Raw genomic sequence first — 19794 nt, forward strand, 5'->3', positions numbered from 1 at the left:
CGTTCAGGGGGTGAAGGTGACCTCCTTGGTCGGCGCGGTGCCGGCGGTGCGGCCCGGGGCCGACTGGTGGGTCCAATACAGGTTGGTGTGGGCGATCACCTGGGCCGGCGGGGGAGCGCCGTACGAAGTGAGGTCTTCTGTTGTGTGGGCGTCGCTGACCAGGAGCGTGTCGTAGCCGCGGGTGAAGGCGCCGTGCAGGGTGGAGCGGATGCAGGCGTCGGTCTGGGCGCCGGTGATGACCAGGCGGCCCACGCCGCGGGCGGCGAGCAGGGACTCGAGCTCGGTGGCCTCGAAGCAGTCGCCCCACTGCTTCTCGAGCACGACATCGCCGGGTGCGACCGGTAAGGAAGGCTCCAGCTGCCAATTCTCGGAGCCGTGGACCAGGTTGTCGTCGGTCTGCTGGACCCAGATGACCGGCACCTGCTCGGCGTGGGCGCGGTCGGCCAGCGCGGCGATGTTGGCCAGCACGGCGTCGCGGTCGTGGCCGGCGGCGACCACGCCGGTCTGCACGTCGACGACCAGCAGGGCGGTGGCGGGGCGGTCCTTCAGGGTGGTCATGCGGTCCTCCTTCAACGGCTGCGAGGACGACCCTAGACCGGCCCTCTGACAGAAATCCTGAACCGACCGGCGCCGGGCGGCGTGTGGACAGGGCCAGGGCAGAGGACCGACTTTGGGGCGTTGAACATCGATGTGCAGCTGTGTTGAACCCGGTGGACGCGCCGCCCGTACCCCACGGCATGTGGGATGACGGGCGGTTACTGGCAGCGCTCGCCGCGCTGCCGGCCGAGGCCTTCATCGAGGGTCCGGCCGACGACGACGATCTGCGCTGGCGGCGCACGGCCCGGCGGTTGCGCCGTGAGCTCGGCGCCGAGCCGGCCTATCCCGCGCTGCCCCCGGGCCACGTCGCCCCGGTCCTCCAGCTGCGGCCCCACCCGGTCGACTGACGCGGTCGGCCGTCCCCTTCGAGACAGGGCGGTGACCAGATGAGTGCGGAGCGGCTTTCGGCGGTCGAAGACCTGCGCGACCGGGCCTACAGCGAGGACAGCGACGTCGCCGTGGCCGCCCGGGCCGGCCTCGTCGCCCTGATGACGGACGACGACCCCGAGGTGGCCGCGGCGGCCGATGCGGCCCTGGCCGAGACCTCGATCTCGCTGGTGCCGGGCCGGATCGACTTCGGGCCGGTCGCGCCGGGCACGCCCCGGCTCGCGGCGGTGATCAAGATTGAGGGCTCGCCGATGGCGCTGGCCTCGCGGATCAAGGTGACCGGCCCTGGCCTGCGGGCGCGCATTGCCGGCGACCAGCTGCAGGTGCAGTGGCAGCCGGGCGACGGTGCGCTGGCCGGGATGGTCTCGCTGGACGGGCCGGCGGGCGCGGCCGACCTGCCGGTCACGGGTCACATCGGAGCCGGGCTGATCGGTGGCGAGGCGCTGGAGACCTGGCCGCCGGAGCCGCAGGCCGACGCCGTACGAGAGCGGTTCGTCAGCGCGTCGGGGAGCGAGCCGCTGGCCGATGCCGTACGGGGAAATGGGCCGCGTGAGACCGGGGAGCCGCTGACGGCGGCGATGCTCGAGAGCTGGCCGTTCGAGATGGGACGGGCGCGCGTGACCGGGCTGAGCGAGACCGAGACGTTCGAGCCGATCTCGGCGGGTCTTGCGGCGCCGCCTCAGGTCACCTTTGAGAATCGTGAGCCGGTCTTTCTGCCGCCCACCGATCCGCCGGAGCAGTCTCGCCGCCGGGTCAAGGGGCTGATCATCGCCGGGGCGACCGCCTTGGTTCTGCTCGTGGGCACGGGCCTGGCGGCCGCGGTCACGCTGCAGGACGATCAAGCGCCGGTCGCTCAGCAGCAGGAGCAGCCCGCCGGCAATGAGCAGCCCAGCGGCGGCAAGAACGAGCAACCCGGCGGCGGGAAGAATGAGGAGTCCGGCGGCGACAAAAGTGGCGAGGACGAGCAGCAAGGTGGCGGCCAGGAGCAGGTGAGGGCCAGCGTCGACAAGCCGGCAGTGGTGGGGACGATCAAGGTCGGCGACGAGCCCGAGGGCGTGGCCGTCGCGCCCGACAGCAAGACCCTCTACGTGGCCAATCAGAGCTCGCGCATCCTCTCCGTGGCCGACCTCGAATCCGGCCAGGTCGACGAGGTCGCGCTCCGCAATACTCCCCGGTTCGTCGCCGTGTCGCGGGACGGCAAGCGGGTCTTCGTCTCCATGTACGAGGACGATCTCAGCGGCAGCGGGGTGGCCGTCGTCGACGCCGAGAAGCTGACCGTCCTGCGCAACCTGAAGACCGGAGTTCAGCCGTACGCGCTGGCTGTGGCTCCTGACGGCAGGCTGTGGGTGCCGATCCACGGCGGCCGCAACGTCGAGATCTACAAGGACGAGCAGCTCACCGGCCGCGTGTTCGTGCCCGAGAACCCGCATGCCGTCTCGTTCGACAAGGGTGGGCAGCGCGCGTTCACGCCCGACCACGAATCGAGCACCGTCTCGGCCATCGATACGCGCAACGACAAGCGGCTGAAGTCGATCCCGGTCAGCGCCGCCCCGCACAGCCTGGCCGTCTCGCCCGACGGCCGTACGGCGGTGGTCGCCTGCTTCCAGGCCGACGCGGTCGACCTGATCGACACCCAGACGCTGGAACGCCGCGGCCCGTTCAAGGTCGGCGACAAGCCCCAGGCCGCGGCCTTCGCCACCGACTCCGGTCACGCGTACGCCGTCAACGAGGGCAGCAACTCGGTCTCCGTCGTCGACCCGCGCACGGGTCAGGTGACGGCCACCGTCCCGGTCGGCAAGAGCCCGCGCACGATGGCGGTCGCGCCCGACGGCCGCCTCGCGTACGTCACCAACGGCGACGACGACACGGTTTCGGTCCTGCGCGTGAGCTGAGGAGAGGTCCAGCAGCCGGACACACGCTTGCCTAAACCCGATAGGCAAGGTAGGAAATGACGCGTGACCATCTTGTCCGCGCCGCCTGCCCTGTCGGCCGACCCGTCCCCGAGGCGTTCCGCTGCGGCGCCCAAGAAGCGGCGCCGGATCGCGTTGCGGCTGCTGGCCCTCGTCGTCCTCTACGGACTCTGGGAGCTGGCCGCCCGCACGACGCGGAACCCCACGTTCATCCCGTCCCCGGGCGCGGTCTGGCATCAACTGATCCAGACCTCGACCACCCATGACGGCGTACGGGGTTACAGCGGCAGCTTGCTGATCGAGCATCTCGGCATCTCGCTGCGCCGCATCCTGATCGGCTCGGTCATCGGTGTCGCCGGCGGCCTCGTGCTGGGCGTGCTGATGGGCGTGATCTCGTGGCTGCGCGTCGTCACCGAGCCGGTCGTCACCTTCGTACGGGCTCTGCCGCCGCTCGCGTATTTCAGCCTGTTCATCATCTGGTTCGGCATCGACGAGACCCCGAAGCTGTGGCTGCTCTCGATCGCCGCGCTGCCGCCGGTCGCCGTGGCCACCGCCGCCGCCGTGCAGGGCGCACCGACGGGCCTGGTCGAGGCGGCCCGCGCGCTCGGGGCGGGCCGGTGGGAGGTCGTACGGGATGTGACTCTGCCGAACGCGCTGCCCGAGATCTTCACCGGGGTGCGGCTCGCGGTCGGCATGGCGTACAGCTCGGTCGTCGCCGCCGAGACCATCAACGGCGTACCGGGAATCGGCGGCATGGTCCGCGACGCCCAGCGCTATTCGCAGACCGACGTCGTCGTGCTCGGACTGTTCGCCATCGGCCTCTCCGGCCTGCTCATCGACGCCCTGCTGCGGACGGCCGAAAACAGGCTGATCCCGTGGCGAGGCCGTGCCTAGATAGGAACCCCGTGCTCAAAAAGATCATCGCCGGTCTGACCCTCCTCTCGCTCGCCGCCTGCGGCAACGGCGCCGCAAGCGGGGGCGCGGACCCGGAGAAGAAAACCATCCGGCTCGCCTATCAGGCGTTCCCCAGCGGTGACCTCGTCGTCAAGAACCAGGGGCTGCTCGAGAAGGCACTGCCCGACTACGAGATCACCTGGACCAAGTTCGACTCCGGGGCCAGCATCAACACGGCGTTCGTGGGCAAGAGCATCGACATCGCGGCCATCGGGTCCAGCCCGGTCGCGCGCGGCCTGTCCGCCCCGCTCAACATCCCGTACAAGGTGGCCTTTGTTCTTGACGTGGCCGGCGACAACGAGGCGCTCGTCGCGCGCAACGGCAGCGGGGTGACCGACGTGGCCTCGCTCAAGGGCAAGAAGGTGGGCACGCCGTTCGCCTCGACGGCGCATTACAGCCTGCTCGCCGCGCTCGACAAGGCGGGCGTGGCCGAGAAGGAAGTGAACATCGTCGACCTCGAGCCGCAGGACATCCAGGCCGCCTGGACGCGTGGGGACATCGACGCGGCGTACACGTGGCTGCCGTCGCTGGCCGAGATCAAGAAGACCGGCAAGGTGCTCATCTCCAGCCGCGAGCTGGCCACCGCGGGCAAGCCGACGCTCGACCTGGGCGTGGTGACGACGGCCTTCGCCGAGGCCCACCCCGAGGCGGTCGACGCCTGGCGCAAGGTGGAGGCGCAGGCCCTCGACCTGATCGCGACGGACCCGGCGGCCGCGGCCAAGTCGATCGGCGCCGAGCTCAACCTCAGCCCGGCCGAGGCGCAGGACCAGCTCTCGCAGGGCGTCTTCCTCAAGCCGGCCGACCTGGCCAGCGACGAGTGGCTGGGCACGCCGGAGAAGGTCGGCAAGCTGGCCGACAACCTGGTCAGCGCGGCCGAGTTCCTCAAAGGCCAGCAGAAGATCGACGCCGTGCCCGCGCTGGCCGACGTGCAGAAGGCCATCTACGTCGAGGGGCTGCCCGGTGTCCTCGGCTGACGCGATCAAGCTGGCCGACGTCGAGCACCGCTACGGCGACGTCACCGCGGTCGGGCCGGTCGACCTGACCGTCCCGTCCGGCGAGTTCCTCGTGCTCGTCGGGGCCTCCGGCTGCGGCAAGAGCACGCTGCTGCGGCTGATCGCGGGGTTCGAGGAGCCCACCTTCGGCACCGTACACACCTCGGGCTCGCCACCCGTGCCGGGGCGCGGCGCAGGGCTGGTGTTCCAGCAGCCGCGGCTGTTCCCGTGGCGCAGCGTGGGCGGCAACATCGCACTGGCGTTGAAATATGCCGGCCAGTCCGCGTCGACGGCCGACGTGGAACTGCTGCTCGAACGGGTCGGGTTGCACGATGTTGCGCGAAGGCGCACGTGGCAGATCAGCGGTGGGCAACAACAGCGCGTCGCGATCGCGCGGGCGCTGGCCGTCGACAACCCGTTGCTGCTGCTCGACGAGCCGTTCGCGGCGCTCGACGCGCTCACCCGGGAACGGCTGCAGGAGGACCTGCGTACGGTCTCGGCCACGCGTACCTGCGTGTTCGTCACCCACAGCGTCGACGAGGCGGTGTTCCTGGGCAGCCGGGTCGTGGTGCTCACCCCGCGGCCCGGGCGGGTCGCCCTCGACCTGCCGATCGACCTGCCGCGCACCGGGATCACCCCCGACGAGCTGCGCGGCCTGCCCGAGTTCGCCGCCCTGCGCGCCGAGGTGGGCGCGGCGGTCCGATCCCGTACGGAGGTAACCGCATGATCTTCGACCAGCTGTCCCCGCACTTCGGGGCGATCGTCCACGGCATCGACCTGAGCAAGGTGTCCGACGCCGACGTGGCCGACATCCGGGCCGCCCTGGTGGAACGCAAGGTCCTGTTCTTCCGCGACCAGACCCTGGACGACGACGGGCAGATCTCGCTGGGCCGCCGGATCGGCGAGCTGACCGCCTCGCACCCCGTGGTCGCGGGGGTCGACGCCGAGCACCCCGAGGTGTACGCCCTCGACAGCACCGACAACGGTTTCGCCGACGTGTGGCACACGGATGTGACGTTCATGCGCCGCCCACCCCTGGGCTCGATCCTGCGCGCGGTCACCCTGCCACCCACCGGCGGCGACACCAACTGGGCGGACGCGCAACTGGCCTACGACTCGCTCTCGCCGGCCGTACAGGAGCTGGTTTCGACTTTGACCGCAGTGCACGACGGCAACCGCGAATTCGGCTACTACCTGGCCCAGCGCCGCAACGGCCAGGGCAACGAGTGGGACGGCGAGGTGGTGACGTCGTTGAAGCCGATCGAACACCCGGTGATCCGGGTCCATCCCGAGACCGGCCGCCGTGGCATCTTCGTCAACCCCGGCTTCACGTCCCACATCGTCGGCGTGTCCGAATTCGAGAGCCGCGCCATCCTCGACCTGCTCTACGCCCACCTGACCAAGCCCGAACACATCGTCCGCCACCGCTGGCGCCCGGGCGACGTCGCCATGTGGGACAACCGCAGCACCGCCCACTACGCCAACCGCGACTACGGTTCCGAACGTCGCGTCATGCACCGCATCACCCTGCGCGGCGACGTCCCGGTCGGCGTCAACGGTTGAGCGTTCTACCGGTTCAGATCAACTTCAAGATGTCGTAGCGGCGTGGGGGGTGACGGACCGTCGCTCCCGCCGGGACGCGGGCGGGGCGAGCAGGGCGCTGGCGCGCCCAAAACACTCACCCCACCCGCGCGACGTGAGTAAGTGGTAATGCCCAACCCCCAACCGCCGGACAAGCCCACAGATGCGCGCACGCTCGTGGCAGCCCGGCGCGACTGAGCGATAGCGCGCGCAATTGCGCGTTCGATCAGTCCCGCCTGCGCGGCCGTGAGCGCTCGTTCCCGCCGTGAGGGCCGCGCGCGTCATCCGAGCGATGTCGCTCGCAGTTGCTCGTCCGCTCATTACCGGACCGCACGCCATCTTGAGCGCTCACTCCTATCACTTGTTGAGCGACAGTGCTCGTAGTTGCGCACTAGTTCCGTGTCGGCCCGGTCGGTCTCGTGTGCTCGTCCGATCGGTGCGCCAAGCCGCCCGCGTGTTTGAGCGACAGTGCTCGTTGTTGCGCGTTTGGTCGGTGTCGGCTTGACCGGTCTCGTGTGTTCGTCTGATTGGTGCGCGGGCTGCTCACTTGTTGAGCGACAGTGCTCGCCGTTGCGCCTTTGATCGGTGTCGGGCTGGCCGGTCGTGTGGGTCCGTCCGGTCGGTGCGTCGGGCCGCTTGATTGAGCGATGGTGCTCGTCGTTGCGCGTTTGCGCGGTCTTGCTCGTTGCGCGGGCACGTGTGGTCACTCCCGAAGGCGGGTTCGTGTTCATGGGTGGCCGGTTGCTTGGTGAGGGTGGGGTTGCGGGGGACTGCGGGAACTTGCGACGGTTCACGCGCGTCGAAGGGGCCCCGGCGAGACGGGGGAGCGCGTGGGCATGAGATGCGGCTGCTGGTGGCGATGGCGGTAGGGCTGGTGCTGGCGGGTTGTGCCGCGCCGTCGACCGTCGTGCAGGGGCTGGACGAGCCGTCGCGGCCGAGTGCGCCTGAGAACTTGCAACGGCTGCGGGAACGGGCCCGGGTGGTGCTCGCCAACTACGACAAGGCGATGGGCGATGCGGGCTTCGTCGTGGTCGGGCGGACGGAGACCGGCAGTGTGGGCGCGCTGGAGACCAGCAATGAGCACCTCAAGCAGGTCATCTCGGCGGGGCTGTTTCGCGCGTCGGGTGAGATGCCGGCGGCGCCCCGCCAGACCGGCGAGGTTGTGTGGGGGAGCGGTGCGCGGCTGGCGTTGCCGCTGATCTCGGCGCGGGAGGGGCTGCGGCTGATGGCTGCCGACAACCGGTGCTCGGAGTGCACGCCGCATCCGGTGACGGGGGCGCGGTTGGGCACGATGCGTGTGATGACTACGCGGGGGGAAGCGACCGTGCCGGCGTGGGAGTACACGCTCGCGCAGACGAAGATGCGCATTCTGCGGGCGGCCGTCGACAGCGGCACCCCGGTTCAGGTGGATCCTCCGGCCGGCAACCCCGACGACATCCCGCACGGGGCCGCGGCCGAGGCGGCTCGTCCCGACGGGCTGCGGCTCACGGTGAAGTTCACGGGGTCGCGGGAAGGGGCCGACAAGCCCTGCGGCGCGGACTACACCGCCGAGGCCGTCGAGTCCGAGCGGGCCGTTGCCGTTCTCATTCAGGAACGGCCTTACGACGGCCCGCCGCCCAGCGTTCCGGCCGGCAGCACGCACGCTTGCATGCTTGTCGGCTACATGCGCACGGTTACGGTCACGCTGTCGGAGCCGCTGGGCGGGCGGGCCGTCATCGAAGTGCAGCAGGGGCAGCCGGTGCCGGTGAAGCGGTGACGGGCACCTTGACCACGGCGTCGAACAGGTAGCCGAGCGTGTTGAAACGCGCAACATCGGGCTGCACGTTTCCGCGCACGTCGGTGGCGCGGGCCTGCAGCACGTGCGGGCCTTCGGCCGGGCGCCAGTCGAGTTCCCAGCGCTGCCAGGCGTTGTCGATCGACGGGCCGACCGGGCGGGCCCGGCGCCAGCGGGTGCCGCCGTCGGTGCTCACCTCGACGTGCTTGATGCGGCCCGCGGCCGACCAGGAGCGGCCGGTCAGGCGTACGGGAAGGCCGGCCGGGAACGTCGCGCCGGGGTCGAGCTCGAACGCGCTCTTGATCGACTGGCGGTCGAAGGGCTGCCCCTCGGCCGGGAAATCGGGGCCGAAGAACCTGTAGAACTGCGTGTTCCACGGGGAGAACAGCGGCTCGTCGGAGACCTCGATGCTGCCGACCCACTTGATCGACGAGATGCCGATCCAGGACGGGACGACCAGGCGTACGGGATGGCCGTGGTCGGCGGGCAGGGGCGAGCCGTTCATCTCGTACGCGAGCAGGACGTCGTCGAGGGCCTTGCGCACGGGCAAAGGCCGCCGTACGGGTCCCAGGTCGACGCCGCCGGTCACATAATTCGGGTCGAGGCCGGCCGCCTGCACGTCGACGGCGCGGGACGAGAGCCCGGCCCGGCGCAGCACGGTCGACAGCTTGACGCCCCGCCAGCGCGCGACGCCCACGGCGCCCAGGCCCCACGCCGTACCGGAAACGGTTTGGGCTTGTTGTGTCGTGAAGTAGCTGCGGCCGTTGCCCGCGCACTCGATTGTCACCGAGCGCGTCACCGACGGCAGGCGCTCGAGGTCGCGCAACGAGAACTCGACCGGGCCGCCGCGCAGGCCCGCGCCGAACACGGTCAGCCGCCACGACGCGCTGTCGATGATCGGGGTGCTCGTATGGTTGCGGACGAAGAAGCGGTCGATCGGCACGTGGTAGCCGACGTCCTTGAGCGAGGACCAGAGCGTTTCGGCGTTGGTGCCGAGCGGCTTGAACAGCTCGGGCGGCAGCGGCTTGACAATCGGGGCGGCGGCGGCGGCGGCCGCGGCGGCGGGGGAGGCTCCCACGGCGGCCAGGGCCGGGGCGGTGACGCCGAGGGCGGCCAGTTTCAGCAGGTCGCGACGGTCGAGGCCGCGGGCCCGCCCGGCCTGCCACTGACGGAACCGCCGGTCGTCGTATGCACGCTCATCCATGCCCGCGAGCCTATCGACTTCATAGGAATAGTAGGTAGGGTGCGGGCATGGACTTTCACTGGTTTCTGCCCACCAACGGCGACAGCCGCGACATCGTGGGTGGCGGCCACGGCACGCCGGTCGGGTCGGCGGGCGGCGTGCGTCAGCCGACCGTCGACTATCTTTCCCAGATCGTGCGCGCGGCCGAGCAGCTCGGGTTCGTCGGCGCGCTCACGCCGACCGGCGCCTGGTGCGAAGACGCGTGGCTGACGACGGCGATGCTCGCCTCGGTCACCGAGCGGCTCAAGTTCCTCGTCGCCTTCCGCCCGGGTCTGCTCTCGCCGACGCTGGCCGCGCAGATGGCGTCGACGTTCCAGCGGCTCTCCGGCGGCCGGTTGCTGCTCAACGTGGTCACCGGCGGCGAGTCGCACGAGCAGCGCCAGTTCGGCGACTTCTTGGGAAAGGACGAGCGCTACGCCCGTACGGGGGAATTTCTCGGCATTGTGCGATCGCTTCTGCGCGGCGAGACAGTGACGTTCGAGGGTGCGCATTTGCACGTCGAGGGTGCGCAGTTGAGCAAGGTGCCCGACGTGGCGCCGGCCATCTATTTCGGGGGCTCGTCCAAGGCGGCCGGCCCGGTCGCCGCCGACCACGCCGACGTCTATCTGACCTGGGGTGAGCCGCCCGCGCAGGTCGCGCAGAAGCTCGACTGGATCCGGTCGCTCAAGCCGGACATGCGGTTCGGCATCCGGCTGCACGTGATCGCGCGCGACACCGCCGAGCAGGCGTGGGCCGAGGCCGACCGGCTGCTGCGCGGCGTCTCCGAGGAGGCGATCGCCGCGGTGCAGGCCGGGCTGGCCCGCAGCGAGTCCGAGGGTCAGCGCCGCATGCTCGACCTGCACGGCGGCAACCGCGACGGCCTGGTCGTCTCGCCCAACCTGTGGGCGGGTGTGGGCCTGGTGCGCGGCGGCGCGGGCACGGCCCTGGTCGGCAGCCATCAGGAGGTGGCCGACCGGATCGAGGAGTACGCGGCGCTCGGCATCGACGAGTTCATCCTGTCCGGCTATCCGCACCTCGAGGAGGCGTACTGGTTCGGCGAGGGCGTGCTGCCCGAGCTGGCCCGCCGCGGGGGGTGGCGGCACCCCGCGGGGGACGGCGTTCAGGCGACGTCGGCGGTGCCCTTCGCGGGGGTGCCGATCTCCGCGCGCTGAAGCCGGGACGGCCACCAGAAGCGGTCGCCGCACATGGTGGCCAGCGCGGGCACCAGCACCGTACGGACGAGCAGGGTGTCCAGCAGTACGCCGATGCCGACGATCACGCCGATCTGGGTCAGCGTGATCACCGGCAGCACGCCGAGCACCCCGAACACGGCCGCCAGCAGGATGCCCGCGCTCGTGATGACGCCACCGGTCACGGCCAGGGCGTGCACCATCCCGTCGCGGGTCCCGCGCTCCGGCGTCTCCTCCCGGGCCCGGGTGACCAGGAAGATGTTGTAGTCGACGCCGAGCGCCACCAGGAACAGGAACGAGAGCAGCGGTACGCCGGTGTCGAGCGCCGGATAGTCGAAGACGTGCCGGAACAGCCAGCTGCCCGCGCCCAGGGCGGCCCCGAAGCTGGCGATGACCGTCACCAGCAGCAGCACCGGAGCGACCAGGGCGCGCAGCAGGCCGATCAGCACGAACAACACCACGAGCAGGACGGCCGGGACGATGACGGTCAAGTCGCGCCGGGCGGCGTCCCGATCGTCCAGGCCCGCGGCGACGCTCCCGCCGACGAGCGCGTCCTCCCCGCTCACCCGCTCACGCAACGCCCGTACGGTGTCGTAGGCCTCCGGGGTGTCGGGCGCGGCCGTCAGCACCGCGCTGATGCTGGCCAGCTCGCCGGCCTGCTCGCCGATGCGCGCGCTCGCCACACCGGGCGTCTTCGAGACGAGGGCCAGCACCTCCTCGGCGCGGGCGGGCGTGGTCATCACCGTGGCCGGATCGGTCGCACCGGCCGGGAAGTACTTGCTCACCGTCTCGAGGCCGTCGACCGCCTCGGCCTCGACCCGGAACTGGTCGGCCTGCGACAGGCCGAGCTTGGTGCCGATCAGGCCGCTGCCCAGTACGGCCAGGACGGCCACGGCGGCCGCGGTCACCACAACCGGGCGATGCGAGACCGCGCGTCCGATGCGCGCCCACGCGCCCTTGCCGGCCTCGACCCCGGCCTGCCCGACCCGCGGGACGAACGGCCAGAACAGTCCGCGGCCGCAAACGAGCAAGGCGGGCGGCAGCACGAACAGCGCGAAGACGGCGGCGATCGCGATGCCGGCCGCCCCGGCCACGCCCAGCGCGAGGTTCTTGCCCAGGCTGGCCAGCAGCAACGTGAGCAGGCTGAGCACCACCGTGCCCGAGCTGGCCAGCACGGCCGGGCCGGCGCCCTTGAGCGCCTTGCGCATCGCGTCGAACCGATCCTCGTACCGGTGCAGCTCTTCCCGGTAGCGCGAGATGATCAGCAGGGCGTAATTGGTGCCGGCGCCGAAGACGAGCACCGTGATGATGCCGTTGGTCGACGCGTCGATGGCCAGGTCGGTGTGCCGCGACAGGATGGCCACGACCGAGCCGCTGAGCCGGTCGGCCAGGCCGACGACCGCGAGCGGCACCAGCCACAGGATCGGGCTGCGATACGTGACGAGCAGCAGCAGCGCCACCACGACGACGGTGACGATCAGCAGACGGGTGTTGGCGCCGGAGAAGCTGTCGGCCAGGTCGGCCGTGAAGCCGGCGCCTCCGGTGACCTGTGCGGTGATGCCCGGCGGGGTTTCCGCGCGGACCTGCTCGCGCAGCTGGGTGACGGCGTCGACGATCTGCTCGGCCGAGTAGCCCGCGGGGTAGGGCTTGGAGACGATCGCCGCGTCCTTGCCGGGGGCGACGATCGGCTGGCCGAACGTCTGGATCTTCTCGAGCTCGGCCGGGGTGAGCGCGCTGCCGTCGTCCTTGGCGAAGACGATGAGGGCCGGGTTGACCTGGCCGGACGGCAGTTGCCGCTCGAGCTCGGCCACGCGCGTCGACTCGGCGTTGGCCGGCAGGGAGGCGGTGGGGTCGTTGGTCGTCTCGAGCGGGCCCGCGAAGGCCAGCACGCCCCCGCCGATCAGGACCGCTATGACAAGCGTGAGCCAGGCGCGACGCATGAAGCCTCCACGATGAAGTATCTCGACGATCGAGATTCTTACCCATGGGGCCGCCGTCTGCAACACTGGCGCAGTGAAGGAACGGGACGATCTGCGCGCTGATGTGGTGGACCTGCTCCGGCTCTACAGCATCGAGGCGCAGCATGTCGCTCACTCGTTCGCCGGCCAGGAGGGTCTGCACTTCACCGACCTGCAGGCACTGATCGCGGTGATGCACGCCGAGCGGCGGGGTGAGCCGCTCACGCCGGGACGGCTCGGCGAGACGCTCGGTCTGTCCTCGGGCGCGACCACTGCGGTGATCGACCGGCTCGAGCGGGTGGGGCATTTACGCCGTACGCGCGAAAGTGCCGACCGTCGTGTGGTGCACCTGCGCTACGGCGAACCCGGCATGGAGCTCGCCGTGGCCTTCTTCGGCCCGCTCGGGCGGCGCAGCCAGGCGGTCATGGACGAGTTCAGCCCGGCCGAGCTGGAAACCGTGCGCAGCTTCCTGAGCGGGATGCTCGGTGCGATCACGGAGCATCACCGCGAGCTCCGCACCCGAACTCCACCCCGCCGGCCCTGATCGCGGCGGCGGCCGGAGCCGATCATCACGGAGCGCTCAGACGGTGACGTCGACCAGCGCGGCCCGGTGATTGCTGACCACCCGGCGGCTGTCCTGCACGGCGGCGCGGTCGGCGGCGATGGTCTGCTGATCGGCGCCGGAGACGAAGTCCGTTCGCAGTCGCTGCACATCCGTGTGCAGGTGGACGAGGCTGATGTGCGACATCCAAGTGCTCGACCCGATCGTCATGGTCTTTCCTTCCGCTTCCGGGGTGGGGGGTTGCTCCTCGTTGGCAACCGCTCTCGATCGGCATCGCCACCGACCCGGTTAAGGGTTTCCGGCAACCCGAACGCACCCGGTGTGAACCGCCACCCGCCCCCGGCGGCGCCGAACACACCTCCGTGCAGAGCGAAAACCTTCTCGACCGTGCCGGCGACCTGCTCTCCAGCGGGCAGGCCGGCCAGGCCGCGACCCTCCTGGGCCCCGTCGTCGGCGCCGACCCCGGCAACGGCGTCGCGTGGCTGCTCATGGCCCGGGCCCGGATGGCGCTGGGCGCGCACGCGGAGGCGCTCGAAGCCGCCCGTACGGCGCTGACCCTGCAGCCGCGCGGGATCGAGGAGCTGTTCTGGGTGAGCGCCGCCTACACCGCGCTCGGCCGGCACGACCTGGCCATCACGGCCGCGGCCGCCGCCTCCGACGAGGACCCGGGCAACCCGCGCCTGGCCGAGCGGCACGGTCGCGCGTTGCTGGCCGCGGGCCGTACGGCGGAGGCCTCGCTCGTGCTCGAGGCCGCGGCCGAGATCGCCCACTACGACGCGGACGTGCAGGTGGCGTTCGGGATGGCGCTGTTCGCCGCCGGTCGGCCGCTGAGCGCGCGGGAGGCCTATTCGCGTGCGCTGCGTCTCGAGGCGGGACACCCGCGGGCGCTGGCCGAGCTGCGCCGCCTGAGCGCGGCCGAGGAGCACATCCGGGACGCTGACTCGCTGGTGCGGGTGGCCGACGAGTTCGCGGAGTCGCTGCGGGTGCCGGCCGGGGGCGTACGGCGGGGCTCGGACTCGCCGTCGTCGGCGCTGGGGCATGTGGCGCGGGTCGCGTTCGGGGTTTGCCTGGCCGTGCTGCTGGTGCTGGCCGTCCTGATCCGGGTGGTGGGTGTCGACGTGCCGATGGCGCTGCTCGTGGGCACGTTCTGCGGCACCGGGGCCACCGCCTGCCTGACCGCCTACACCCACATGCGGCGGTAGCCCGGGTTATCCACAATCCCGCTCTGTCCACAGGCCGGGGCGCTCGTCCCTGCCAAGATCTGTCCCGCCCTCTAAAATGGCCGAGGGCGGGGGTACCCCCGGTCGGGTGGGCCCTTCTTGATTTGTGTAACCGGGCAAGTCCGGCTATTTGCCGGCGTCGCGGAGTTTGCGCAGCAGGCGGGTCAGTTCGGCGCGGTCGTCCGCAGACAGGGTCGCGAAGAACTGCTCGCCCGCGTCGTGCCGGGCCGCCTTGATCTCGCGGCTGATCCGGCGGCCCTCGTCGGTCAGCGTAACGATCACCGCGCGCCGGTCGGCCGGGTCCGGATGGCGTTCGGCCAGGCCGAGTCGCTGCAGGTCGTCGGCGACCTCGGTGGCCGAGCGGGGCGCGATCCGCAGATGCTCGGCCAGTGCCCCGGGCCGCATGTCGCCGTGCCGGGTGAGCACGCTGATCGCGCGCCCCAGCGACGGGGTGAGCTCCCACGGCAGCAGGGCCTCCCGCGTGCGGTGGCGCAGCCGGCGTGACACCGAGAAGAACTCCTCGGCCAGGCCCTCGTCGTCGACCTCGTGCACGGGAATACCGTACCAGGGACTTCTGTTGTTCCCTCATGTTGAGGTAACCTCAGCAATACAGATTCCCGTACGGAAGAAGGTCCGCTCTTGGAAAGCCCCGTCGAAGGCCGCACCCGCGGCAAGAAGAAGCCCACCGCCGCCGAGATCGCGCAGGCCAAGAACGTCTCGCTGCGCCGCATCGGCTCCCTGTTCACCGACCACCGCCGCCCCCTCGGGGTCGTGGTCCTCACCATCGTGGTCTCGTCGATCGTCGGCATGGCCAGCCCGTTCCTGCTGCGCGAAGTGATCGACTCCGCGCTGCCCGATCAGAACGTGCGACTGCTCGTCTGGCTGGTGATCGGCATGGTCGCCGTCGCCGCCGTGACCTCCGCGCTCGGCGTCGTGCAGACGTGGATCTCGACCACGGTCGGGCAGCGCGTCATGCACCGGCTGCGTACGGACGTGTTCCGGCACCTGCAGCGCCAGTCGATCGCGTTCTTCACCCGCACCCGCACCGGCGAGGTGCAGTCGCGCATCACCAACGACATCGGCGGCATGGAAGCCGTCGTCACCTCCACCGCCACCTCGATCGCCTCGAACCTGACCACGGTCGTCGCCACCGCGGTCGCCATGGCCGCCCTCTCCTGGCAGCTGTCGCTGGTCTCGCTGCTCGTGCTGCCGCCGTCGATCTGGCTCACCCGCCGGGTCGCGAGCATGCGCCGGGCCATCACCGCGCAGCGCCAGCGCGAACTGGCCGACCTCAACGTCATCATCGAGGAGGGCCTGTCCATCGGCGGCGTGCAGCTGAGCAAGACCATGGGCACCGGCCCCGCGCAGGTCGAGCGGTTCACCGACTCGTCGCGCCGCCTGATCGATCTCGAGCTGCGCTCCGAGCTCGCCGGTCGCTGGCGGATGGCCGCGATGAGCATCGTGTTCGCCGCGATCCCGGCGATCATCTACCTCGCCGCCGGCCTGCCGTTCACGGCCGGGTCGATGAGCATCGGCACGCTCGTCGCGTTCACCGCCCTGCAGTCCGGGCTCTTTCGCCCGCTGATGGCCCTGCTCAACGTGGGTGTCACGGTGACCACGTCGCTGGCCCTCTTCGCACGCATCTTCGAGTATCTGGACCTGCCGGTCGACATCGAGGAGCCGGCCCGCCCGGTCGCGGTGCCGGCGCCGCGCGGCCACTTGCGCTTCGAGGACGTCACATTCTCGTACGACGGGAGCCCCGCCGCCGCCCTGGCCGGCGTGACCCTGGACGTGCCCGCCGGGACGTCGCTCGCCTTGGTCGGCGAGACCGGCTCGGGCAAGAGCACGATCGCGGCCCTGATCGCCCGGCTCTACGACCCCACCGCGGGCCGCATCACGATCGACGGCGTCGACCTGCGCGACCTGTCGCTGGAGACCCTGTCGTCGATCGTCGGCGTGGTCTCGCAGGAGACGTACCTGCTGCACACGACAGTGCGCGAGAACCTGCGGTACGCGAAACCCGACGCCACCGACGCCGAGCTCGAGGCGGCCGCCCGGGCCGCACAGATCCACGACGTGATCGCCGGCCTGCCCGACGGGTACGACACGATGGTCGGCTCCCGCGGCCACCGGTTCTCCGGCGGCGAGAAGCAGCGCATCGCCATCGCGCGCACCCTCCTGCGTGACCCGCGCATCCTTGTGCTGGACGAGGCGACCAGCGCGCTCGACAACGAGACCGAGCGGGCGGTGCAGCGGGCGTTCGACGACCTGTCCCGCGGCCGCACCACGGTCACCATCGCGCACCGCCTGTCCACCATTCGCAACGCCGACCAGATCGCGGTGGTCGACCACGGCCGCATCCTCGAGAACGGCACCCACGACACGCTGGTCGACGTGGGCGGCCGCTACGCCACCCTGGCCGCGTGAAAGGACGACGCCCGCGCCGGACATAGGTGAGGGTGGGACCTGTGAATCCGGATGAGCGGCGGCGGCGTTTCGAGGCGGTGGCGCCCGCGGTGGTCGACGCCGTTCGGCGCTATCTGGCCCGGCGCACCGACGCGGCCACCGCCGACGACGTGCTGCAGGAGACGTTGCTGGTCTGCTGGCGGCGCCTCGACGACATGCCCGCCGTCGAGCTGCTGCCTTGGGCGTACGGGATCGCTCGGCTCTGCCTGGCCAACGCCGAGCGCTCGCACCGGCGGCAGAACCGGCTGGTCGCCCGGATCCTGCGGCTCGACCCGCCCGGCGCGGTGACCCGGATGGTGGACGACACGGACGGCGAACTGGCCGAGGCGATGGCGCGGCTGCGCCCCGATGACGTGGAACTGCTGCGCCTGTGGGCGTGGGAGGACCTGACGCCGGGCGAGATCGCGACCGTGCTCGGGATCAGCGCGAACGCGGCGAGCATCCGGCTGCACCGGGCCAAGCAGAAACTACGCGACGAACTGCGAAAGCACAGCCACCCCGGCGGACATGAGGAGTTGACAGAGGGGAGACGGCCATGACGGACGACGACGACCTGCGTTCGCGCCTGCGCCGCACCGACCCGGCCGCCGGCTTGACCCCGGCGGCGCCTGAAGACATCTCGAACCTCCTGGAGAAGACCATGACCACCGCCGTTGTCCGGCCGCGTTTCGACACCCGCCTGCTCACCATGGCCGCCGCCGTGATTGTGCTGATTGCCGCCGTCGGAGGGTTCCTGGTGACGCGACCGCAGCCGTCCTCCGGGCCGAGCCAGCCCGTCGCCGCCCCGGTCACCACCGAGTTGGCCGCGCCGCCGGCCGCGAACGCCAAGTGCATCGAGCCGACCGCCGCCAAGCTCAAGGAGTACGCCGACTTCGCGTTCGCGGGCACGGTCACCGGCATCAGCCGCGGCACCGTCACGCTCGCGGTCACCCGCGTCTACCTCGGGAAACCGGTCACCGAGGTGCGGGTCGCGCAGGAGGGCTACTCGTCCGAGACGCTCATGGGCAGCGGCAGGTTCGAGAACGGCCTCGACTACCTGGTCGCCTCGAACGAGGGCGGCATCCTGGTCTGCGGCTACAGCGGCGAGGCGACCGCCCCCGGGCTGCAAGAGCTCTACGACGAGGCCTTCTGATCCGCGTACGCCGTCAGCGCGCGACCGTAGTGCGGAACGTGCGCGGCCAGGGCGCGAACGGCCAGGGCCGCGGCACGTCTTTCGTTGCCCGCGTCGATCAGCGCCAACGCGAGAAAGGCCAGGCGTTCATCCTCGTACGCCTCCATCCCGTCGGCCTCGGTGAGCAGCGCGACCGCCTCGTCGGCCCGGCCGAGGTTGCGTAGCGTGCTGGCCAGCTGGATCACGGCCTGCGGGCGGAGGTCGTCGTCGAGCCCGGCGGCGAGCGCGGCCCGATAGAGCGGCTCGGCCTCCGCCTCCCGGCCCGCGAAGTCGCGCGCCGACGCCCGCTCGAACAGCCCTGCCGCGTCGTCGCCGGCCAGCTGGTCCATCGTGGCCACGACCTCGTCCTCGCCGAGCGAACCGGCGCCGGCCCAGAACTCGGCGATCGGCGACTCCCGGTCGGGGCTGCGGCGCTCCAGCAGCACGACGTCACGCCAGCGGTCGCCGTGCCGGCCCAGCCGCGAGCGGACCCCGACCGTACGGAATCCGCAGGCGCGATGCAGGGCGAGGCTGGCAGTGTTCTCGGGGAAGATGCCGGACTGGATCGTCCAGATGCCCGCCCGCTCGGTCGAGTCGATCAGCGCCCGCAGCAGCGCGCGCCCGACGCCCCGGCCCTGCGCGGCGGGGGAGACGTAGACCGAATGCTCGACCACGCCCGCGTAGACCGGGCGGGCCGACACCGGCGTGATCGCGATCCAGCCGAGCACGTTGTGCCGCTCGTCGACCGCGACGAACCGGTGCTCGTCGAGGCGGCCCGCGTCGAACGCCTCCCACGCGGGGGCGGTGGTCTCGAAGCTGGCGTTCCCGCCGTCGAGGCCGGTCTGATAGAGCGCGAGCACCGCGACGGCGTCGGCGGCCCGCATCGGGCGGATCGTCACGCTACTCATGCAGTCTCCCGGGTGGGGCGTAGGTCTCGCGGGTCAGGGCCAGCAGCTCGGGCAGGACGGCCGGAGGCGTGTCGGACCACCACACCAGCCAGACGGGGATCGGCGGAGCATCCCGTACGGCACGGTAGGCGACGCCCGGGCGGGGGTTCTGATGGGCGGTCGCCTCGGAGGTGACGCCCACAGCCTGACCTGCGGCGATGAGCGTCAGCCACTCGTCGACGCCATGCGTGTGGCGGATCGTGGCGGGCGGCGGACCCGGATGCCACAGGGCGGGTGTGGTCGTGCCGGTGCGGGCGTCGATGGCCACGGGGTAGCGCCGCAGGTCGGCCATGCGCAGCTGACGGCGGCGGGCGAGCACGTTGTCGGTGGCGATCGCGGCGAACCGGCGTTCGGCGCCGATCAGGGCCGTCGCGAAGCGCGGATCGTCGTCCAGCGAACGGCGGATCACGGCCACGTCGACCAGGCCCTCGCTCAGGCCGGCGCTGACCGTGCTCGACTGCACGAACACGAGCGGGACGGACGGGTGGGCCGCGGCCCACGTCTTCTGCAGCCGGCGGGTGTGCCGGCCCAGCGCGGCCCAGTTGTAGCCGACTCGCAGCTCGCCCGAGGACTCCGTGACCGTGCGCTGCAGGTGGGCCACCTCGTCGAGCACCCGGCGGGCGGCGGGCAGCACCTTGGCCCCGGCGGCGGTCAGGGCGACGTGGCGGGTGGTGCGCTGCAGGAGCCGTACGCCCAAGGCGGACTCCAACGCGGCGATCGAGCGCGACACCGAGGCCTGCGAGACGCCCACGACCGTCGCCGCGTCGGTGAACGTGCCCGCGTCGGCCACCGCCACGAGCATCTGGAGCTGGCGCAGCTGCAGATCCATACGTACAGCGTATAACTGCGCCGCGTCATGCATTTCCCGTATCAGTGGCGCCCGG

20 protein-coding genes and 1 pseudogene are annotated in these 19794 nt (G+C 71.2%); 13 read left to right on the forward strand and 8 right to left on the reverse strand.

Translation table 11 applies throughout. The features are described 5' to 3' along the window. Positions 1-3: 3 nt before the first annotated feature. Positions 4-558 carry a cysteine hydrolase family protein gene (locus JKJ07_RS24850; RefSeq protein WP_202994174.1) on the reverse strand — a complete coding sequence of 185 codons (555 nt, stop codon included), beginning with the start codon at positions 556-558 and terminating at the stop codon, positions 4-6. 140 nt (positions 559-698) lie between these two features. Here JKJ07_RS24850 and JKJ07_RS24855 point away from each other — a divergent pair, with 140 nt between their 5' ends. The 7 genes from JKJ07_RS24855 to JKJ07_RS24885 all read left to right on the forward strand — a co-directional run bounded on the left by JKJ07_RS24855 (position 699) and on the right by JKJ07_RS24885 (position 8177). Next, on the forward strand, positions 699-944 hold the full coding sequence (locus tag JKJ07_RS24855; protein WP_202994175.1) for a hypothetical protein: 246 nt from the start codon (positions 699-701) through the stop codon (positions 942-944). 39 nt (positions 945-983) lie between these two features. Then, positions 984-2876 (forward strand): beta-propeller fold lactonase family protein, encoded by a 1893-nt coding sequence (locus tag JKJ07_RS24860; RefSeq protein WP_202994176.1) that lies wholly within the window; start codon positions 984-986, stop codon positions 2874-2876. 63 nt (positions 2877-2939) lie between these two features. Further along, a complete protein-coding gene (locus tag JKJ07_RS24865; protein ID WP_202994177.1) occupies positions 2940-3788 on the forward strand; it encodes an ABC transporter permease in 849 nt (282 codons plus the stop codon). An 11-nt stretch (positions 3789-3799) separates the two neighbouring features. Then, entirely contained in the window at positions 3800-4822 is a 1023-nt protein-coding gene (locus tag JKJ07_RS24870; RefSeq protein ID WP_202994178.1) for a taurine ABC transporter substrate-binding protein, read from the forward strand. Further along, on the forward strand, positions 4809-5567 hold the full coding sequence (locus tag JKJ07_RS24875; protein WP_202994179.1) for an ABC transporter ATP-binding protein: 759 nt from the start codon (positions 4809-4811) through the stop codon (positions 5565-5567). Before JKJ07_RS24870 ends, JKJ07_RS24875 begins: the two co-directional genes overlap by 14 nt. Next, a complete protein-coding gene (locus tag JKJ07_RS24880; protein WP_202994180.1) occupies positions 5564-6403 on the forward strand; it encodes a TauD/TfdA dioxygenase family protein in 840 nt (279 codons plus the stop codon). Before JKJ07_RS24875 ends, JKJ07_RS24880 begins: the two co-directional genes overlap by 4 nt. 859 nt (positions 6404-7262) lie before the next feature. Then, entirely contained in the window at positions 7263-8177 is a 915-nt protein-coding gene (locus JKJ07_RS24885; RefSeq protein WP_202994181.1) for a hypothetical protein, read from the forward strand. Here the strand turns inward: JKJ07_RS24885 and JKJ07_RS24890 are convergent. Then, complete coding sequence (locus tag JKJ07_RS24890; protein ID WP_202994182.1) at positions 8134-9399, reverse strand: sulfite oxidase; 1266 nt, start codon at positions 9397-9399, stop codon at positions 8134-8136. The two genes, JKJ07_RS24885 and JKJ07_RS24890, sit on opposite strands and share 44 nt — an antisense overlap. 47 nt (positions 9400-9446) lie before the next feature. Between JKJ07_RS24890 and JKJ07_RS24895 the strand changes: the two genes are divergently transcribed. Further along, complete coding sequence (locus tag JKJ07_RS24895; RefSeq protein WP_202994183.1) at positions 9447-10589, forward strand: LLM class flavin-dependent oxidoreductase; 1143 nt, start codon at positions 9447-9449, stop codon at positions 10587-10589. Here JKJ07_RS24895 and JKJ07_RS24900 read toward each other — a convergent pair. After that, complete coding sequence (locus JKJ07_RS24900) at positions 10538-12547, reverse strand: MMPL family transporter (RefSeq protein WP_202994184.1); 2010 nt, start codon at positions 12545-12547, stop codon at positions 10538-10540. The two genes, JKJ07_RS24895 and JKJ07_RS24900, sit on opposite strands and share 52 nt — an antisense overlap. A gap of 73 nt (positions 12548-12620) precedes the next feature. Between JKJ07_RS24900 and JKJ07_RS24905 the strand changes: the two genes are divergently transcribed. Continuing rightward, entirely contained in the window at positions 12621-13109 is a 489-nt protein-coding gene (locus JKJ07_RS24905) for a MarR family winged helix-turn-helix transcriptional regulator (protein WP_202994185.1), read from the forward strand. 36 nt (positions 13110-13145) lie between these two features. On the opposite strand, the gene JKJ07_RS24910 is transcribed toward JKJ07_RS24905, so the two are convergent. Next, positions 13146-13337 (reverse strand): hypothetical protein, encoded by a 192-nt coding sequence (locus JKJ07_RS24910; protein ID WP_202994186.1) that lies wholly within the window; start codon positions 13335-13337, stop codon positions 13146-13148. A 152-nt stretch (positions 13338-13489) separates the two neighbouring features. Between JKJ07_RS24910 and JKJ07_RS24915 the strand changes: the two genes are divergently transcribed. After that, on the forward strand, positions 13490-14329 hold the full coding sequence (locus tag JKJ07_RS24915) for a tetratricopeptide repeat protein (protein WP_202994187.1): 840 nt from the start codon (positions 13490-13492) through the stop codon (positions 14327-14329). Between the two features lie 144 nt (positions 14330-14473). Here JKJ07_RS24915 and JKJ07_RS24920 read toward each other — a convergent pair whose 3' ends face one another. After that, positions 14474-14899 carry a MarR family winged helix-turn-helix transcriptional regulator gene (locus JKJ07_RS24920; protein WP_202994188.1) on the reverse strand — a complete coding sequence of 142 codons (426 nt, stop codon included), beginning with the start codon at positions 14897-14899 and terminating at the stop codon, positions 14474-14476. Positions 14900-14986: 87 nt separating this feature from the next. Between JKJ07_RS24920 and JKJ07_RS24925 the strand changes: the two genes are divergently transcribed. The 3 genes from JKJ07_RS24925 to JKJ07_RS24935 are packed head-to-tail and all read left to right on the forward strand — an operon-like array spanning position 14987 to position 17945. Beyond that, positions 14987-16774: an ABC transporter ATP-binding protein gene (locus JKJ07_RS24925; RefSeq protein ID WP_202994189.1), complete on the forward strand. Its 1788-nt coding sequence runs from the start codon at positions 14987-14989 to the stop codon at positions 16772-16774. Between the two features lie 41 nt (positions 16775-16815). Further along, positions 16816-17352, forward strand: a complete 537-nt coding sequence (locus tag JKJ07_RS24930; RefSeq protein ID WP_202994190.1) for an RNA polymerase sigma factor — start codon at positions 16816-16818, stop codon at positions 17350-17352. Beyond that, complete coding sequence (locus tag JKJ07_RS24935; protein ID WP_202994191.1) at positions 17349-17945, forward strand: hypothetical protein; 597 nt, start codon at positions 17349-17351, stop codon at positions 17943-17945. The genes JKJ07_RS24930 and JKJ07_RS24935 overlap by 4 nt, the downstream gene beginning before the upstream one ends. Here the strand turns inward: JKJ07_RS24935 and JKJ07_RS24940 are convergent. The 3 genes and pseudogenes from JKJ07_RS24940 to JKJ07_RS24950 form a co-directional block, all read right to left on the reverse strand. Further along, positions 17927-18313 carry a tetratricopeptide repeat protein gene (locus JKJ07_RS24940; RefSeq protein ID WP_202994610.1) on the reverse strand — a complete coding sequence of 129 codons (387 nt, stop codon included), beginning with the start codon at positions 18311-18313 and terminating at the stop codon, positions 17927-17929. The two genes, JKJ07_RS24935 and JKJ07_RS24940, sit on opposite strands and share 19 nt — an antisense overlap. 72 nt (positions 18314-18385) lie before the next feature. Next, positions 18386-18871, reverse strand: a pseudogene (locus tag JKJ07_RS24945) (GNAT family N-acetyltransferase); the annotation flags it as partial. Further along, positions 18864-19739, reverse strand: coding sequence for a LysR family transcriptional regulator (locus tag JKJ07_RS24950; RefSeq protein WP_202994192.1), 876 nt, complete (start codon positions 19737-19739; stop codon positions 18864-18866). The pseudogene JKJ07_RS24945 and the gene JKJ07_RS24950, both read right to left, overlap by 8 nt. Positions 19740-19794 lie beyond the last annotated feature (55 nt).

It is taken from the genome of Paractinoplanes lichenicola, from assembly GCF_016785085.1.
Taxonomy (GTDB): domain Bacteria; phylum Actinomycetota; class Actinomycetes; order Mycobacteriales; family Micromonosporaceae; genus Actinoplanes; species Actinoplanes lichenicola.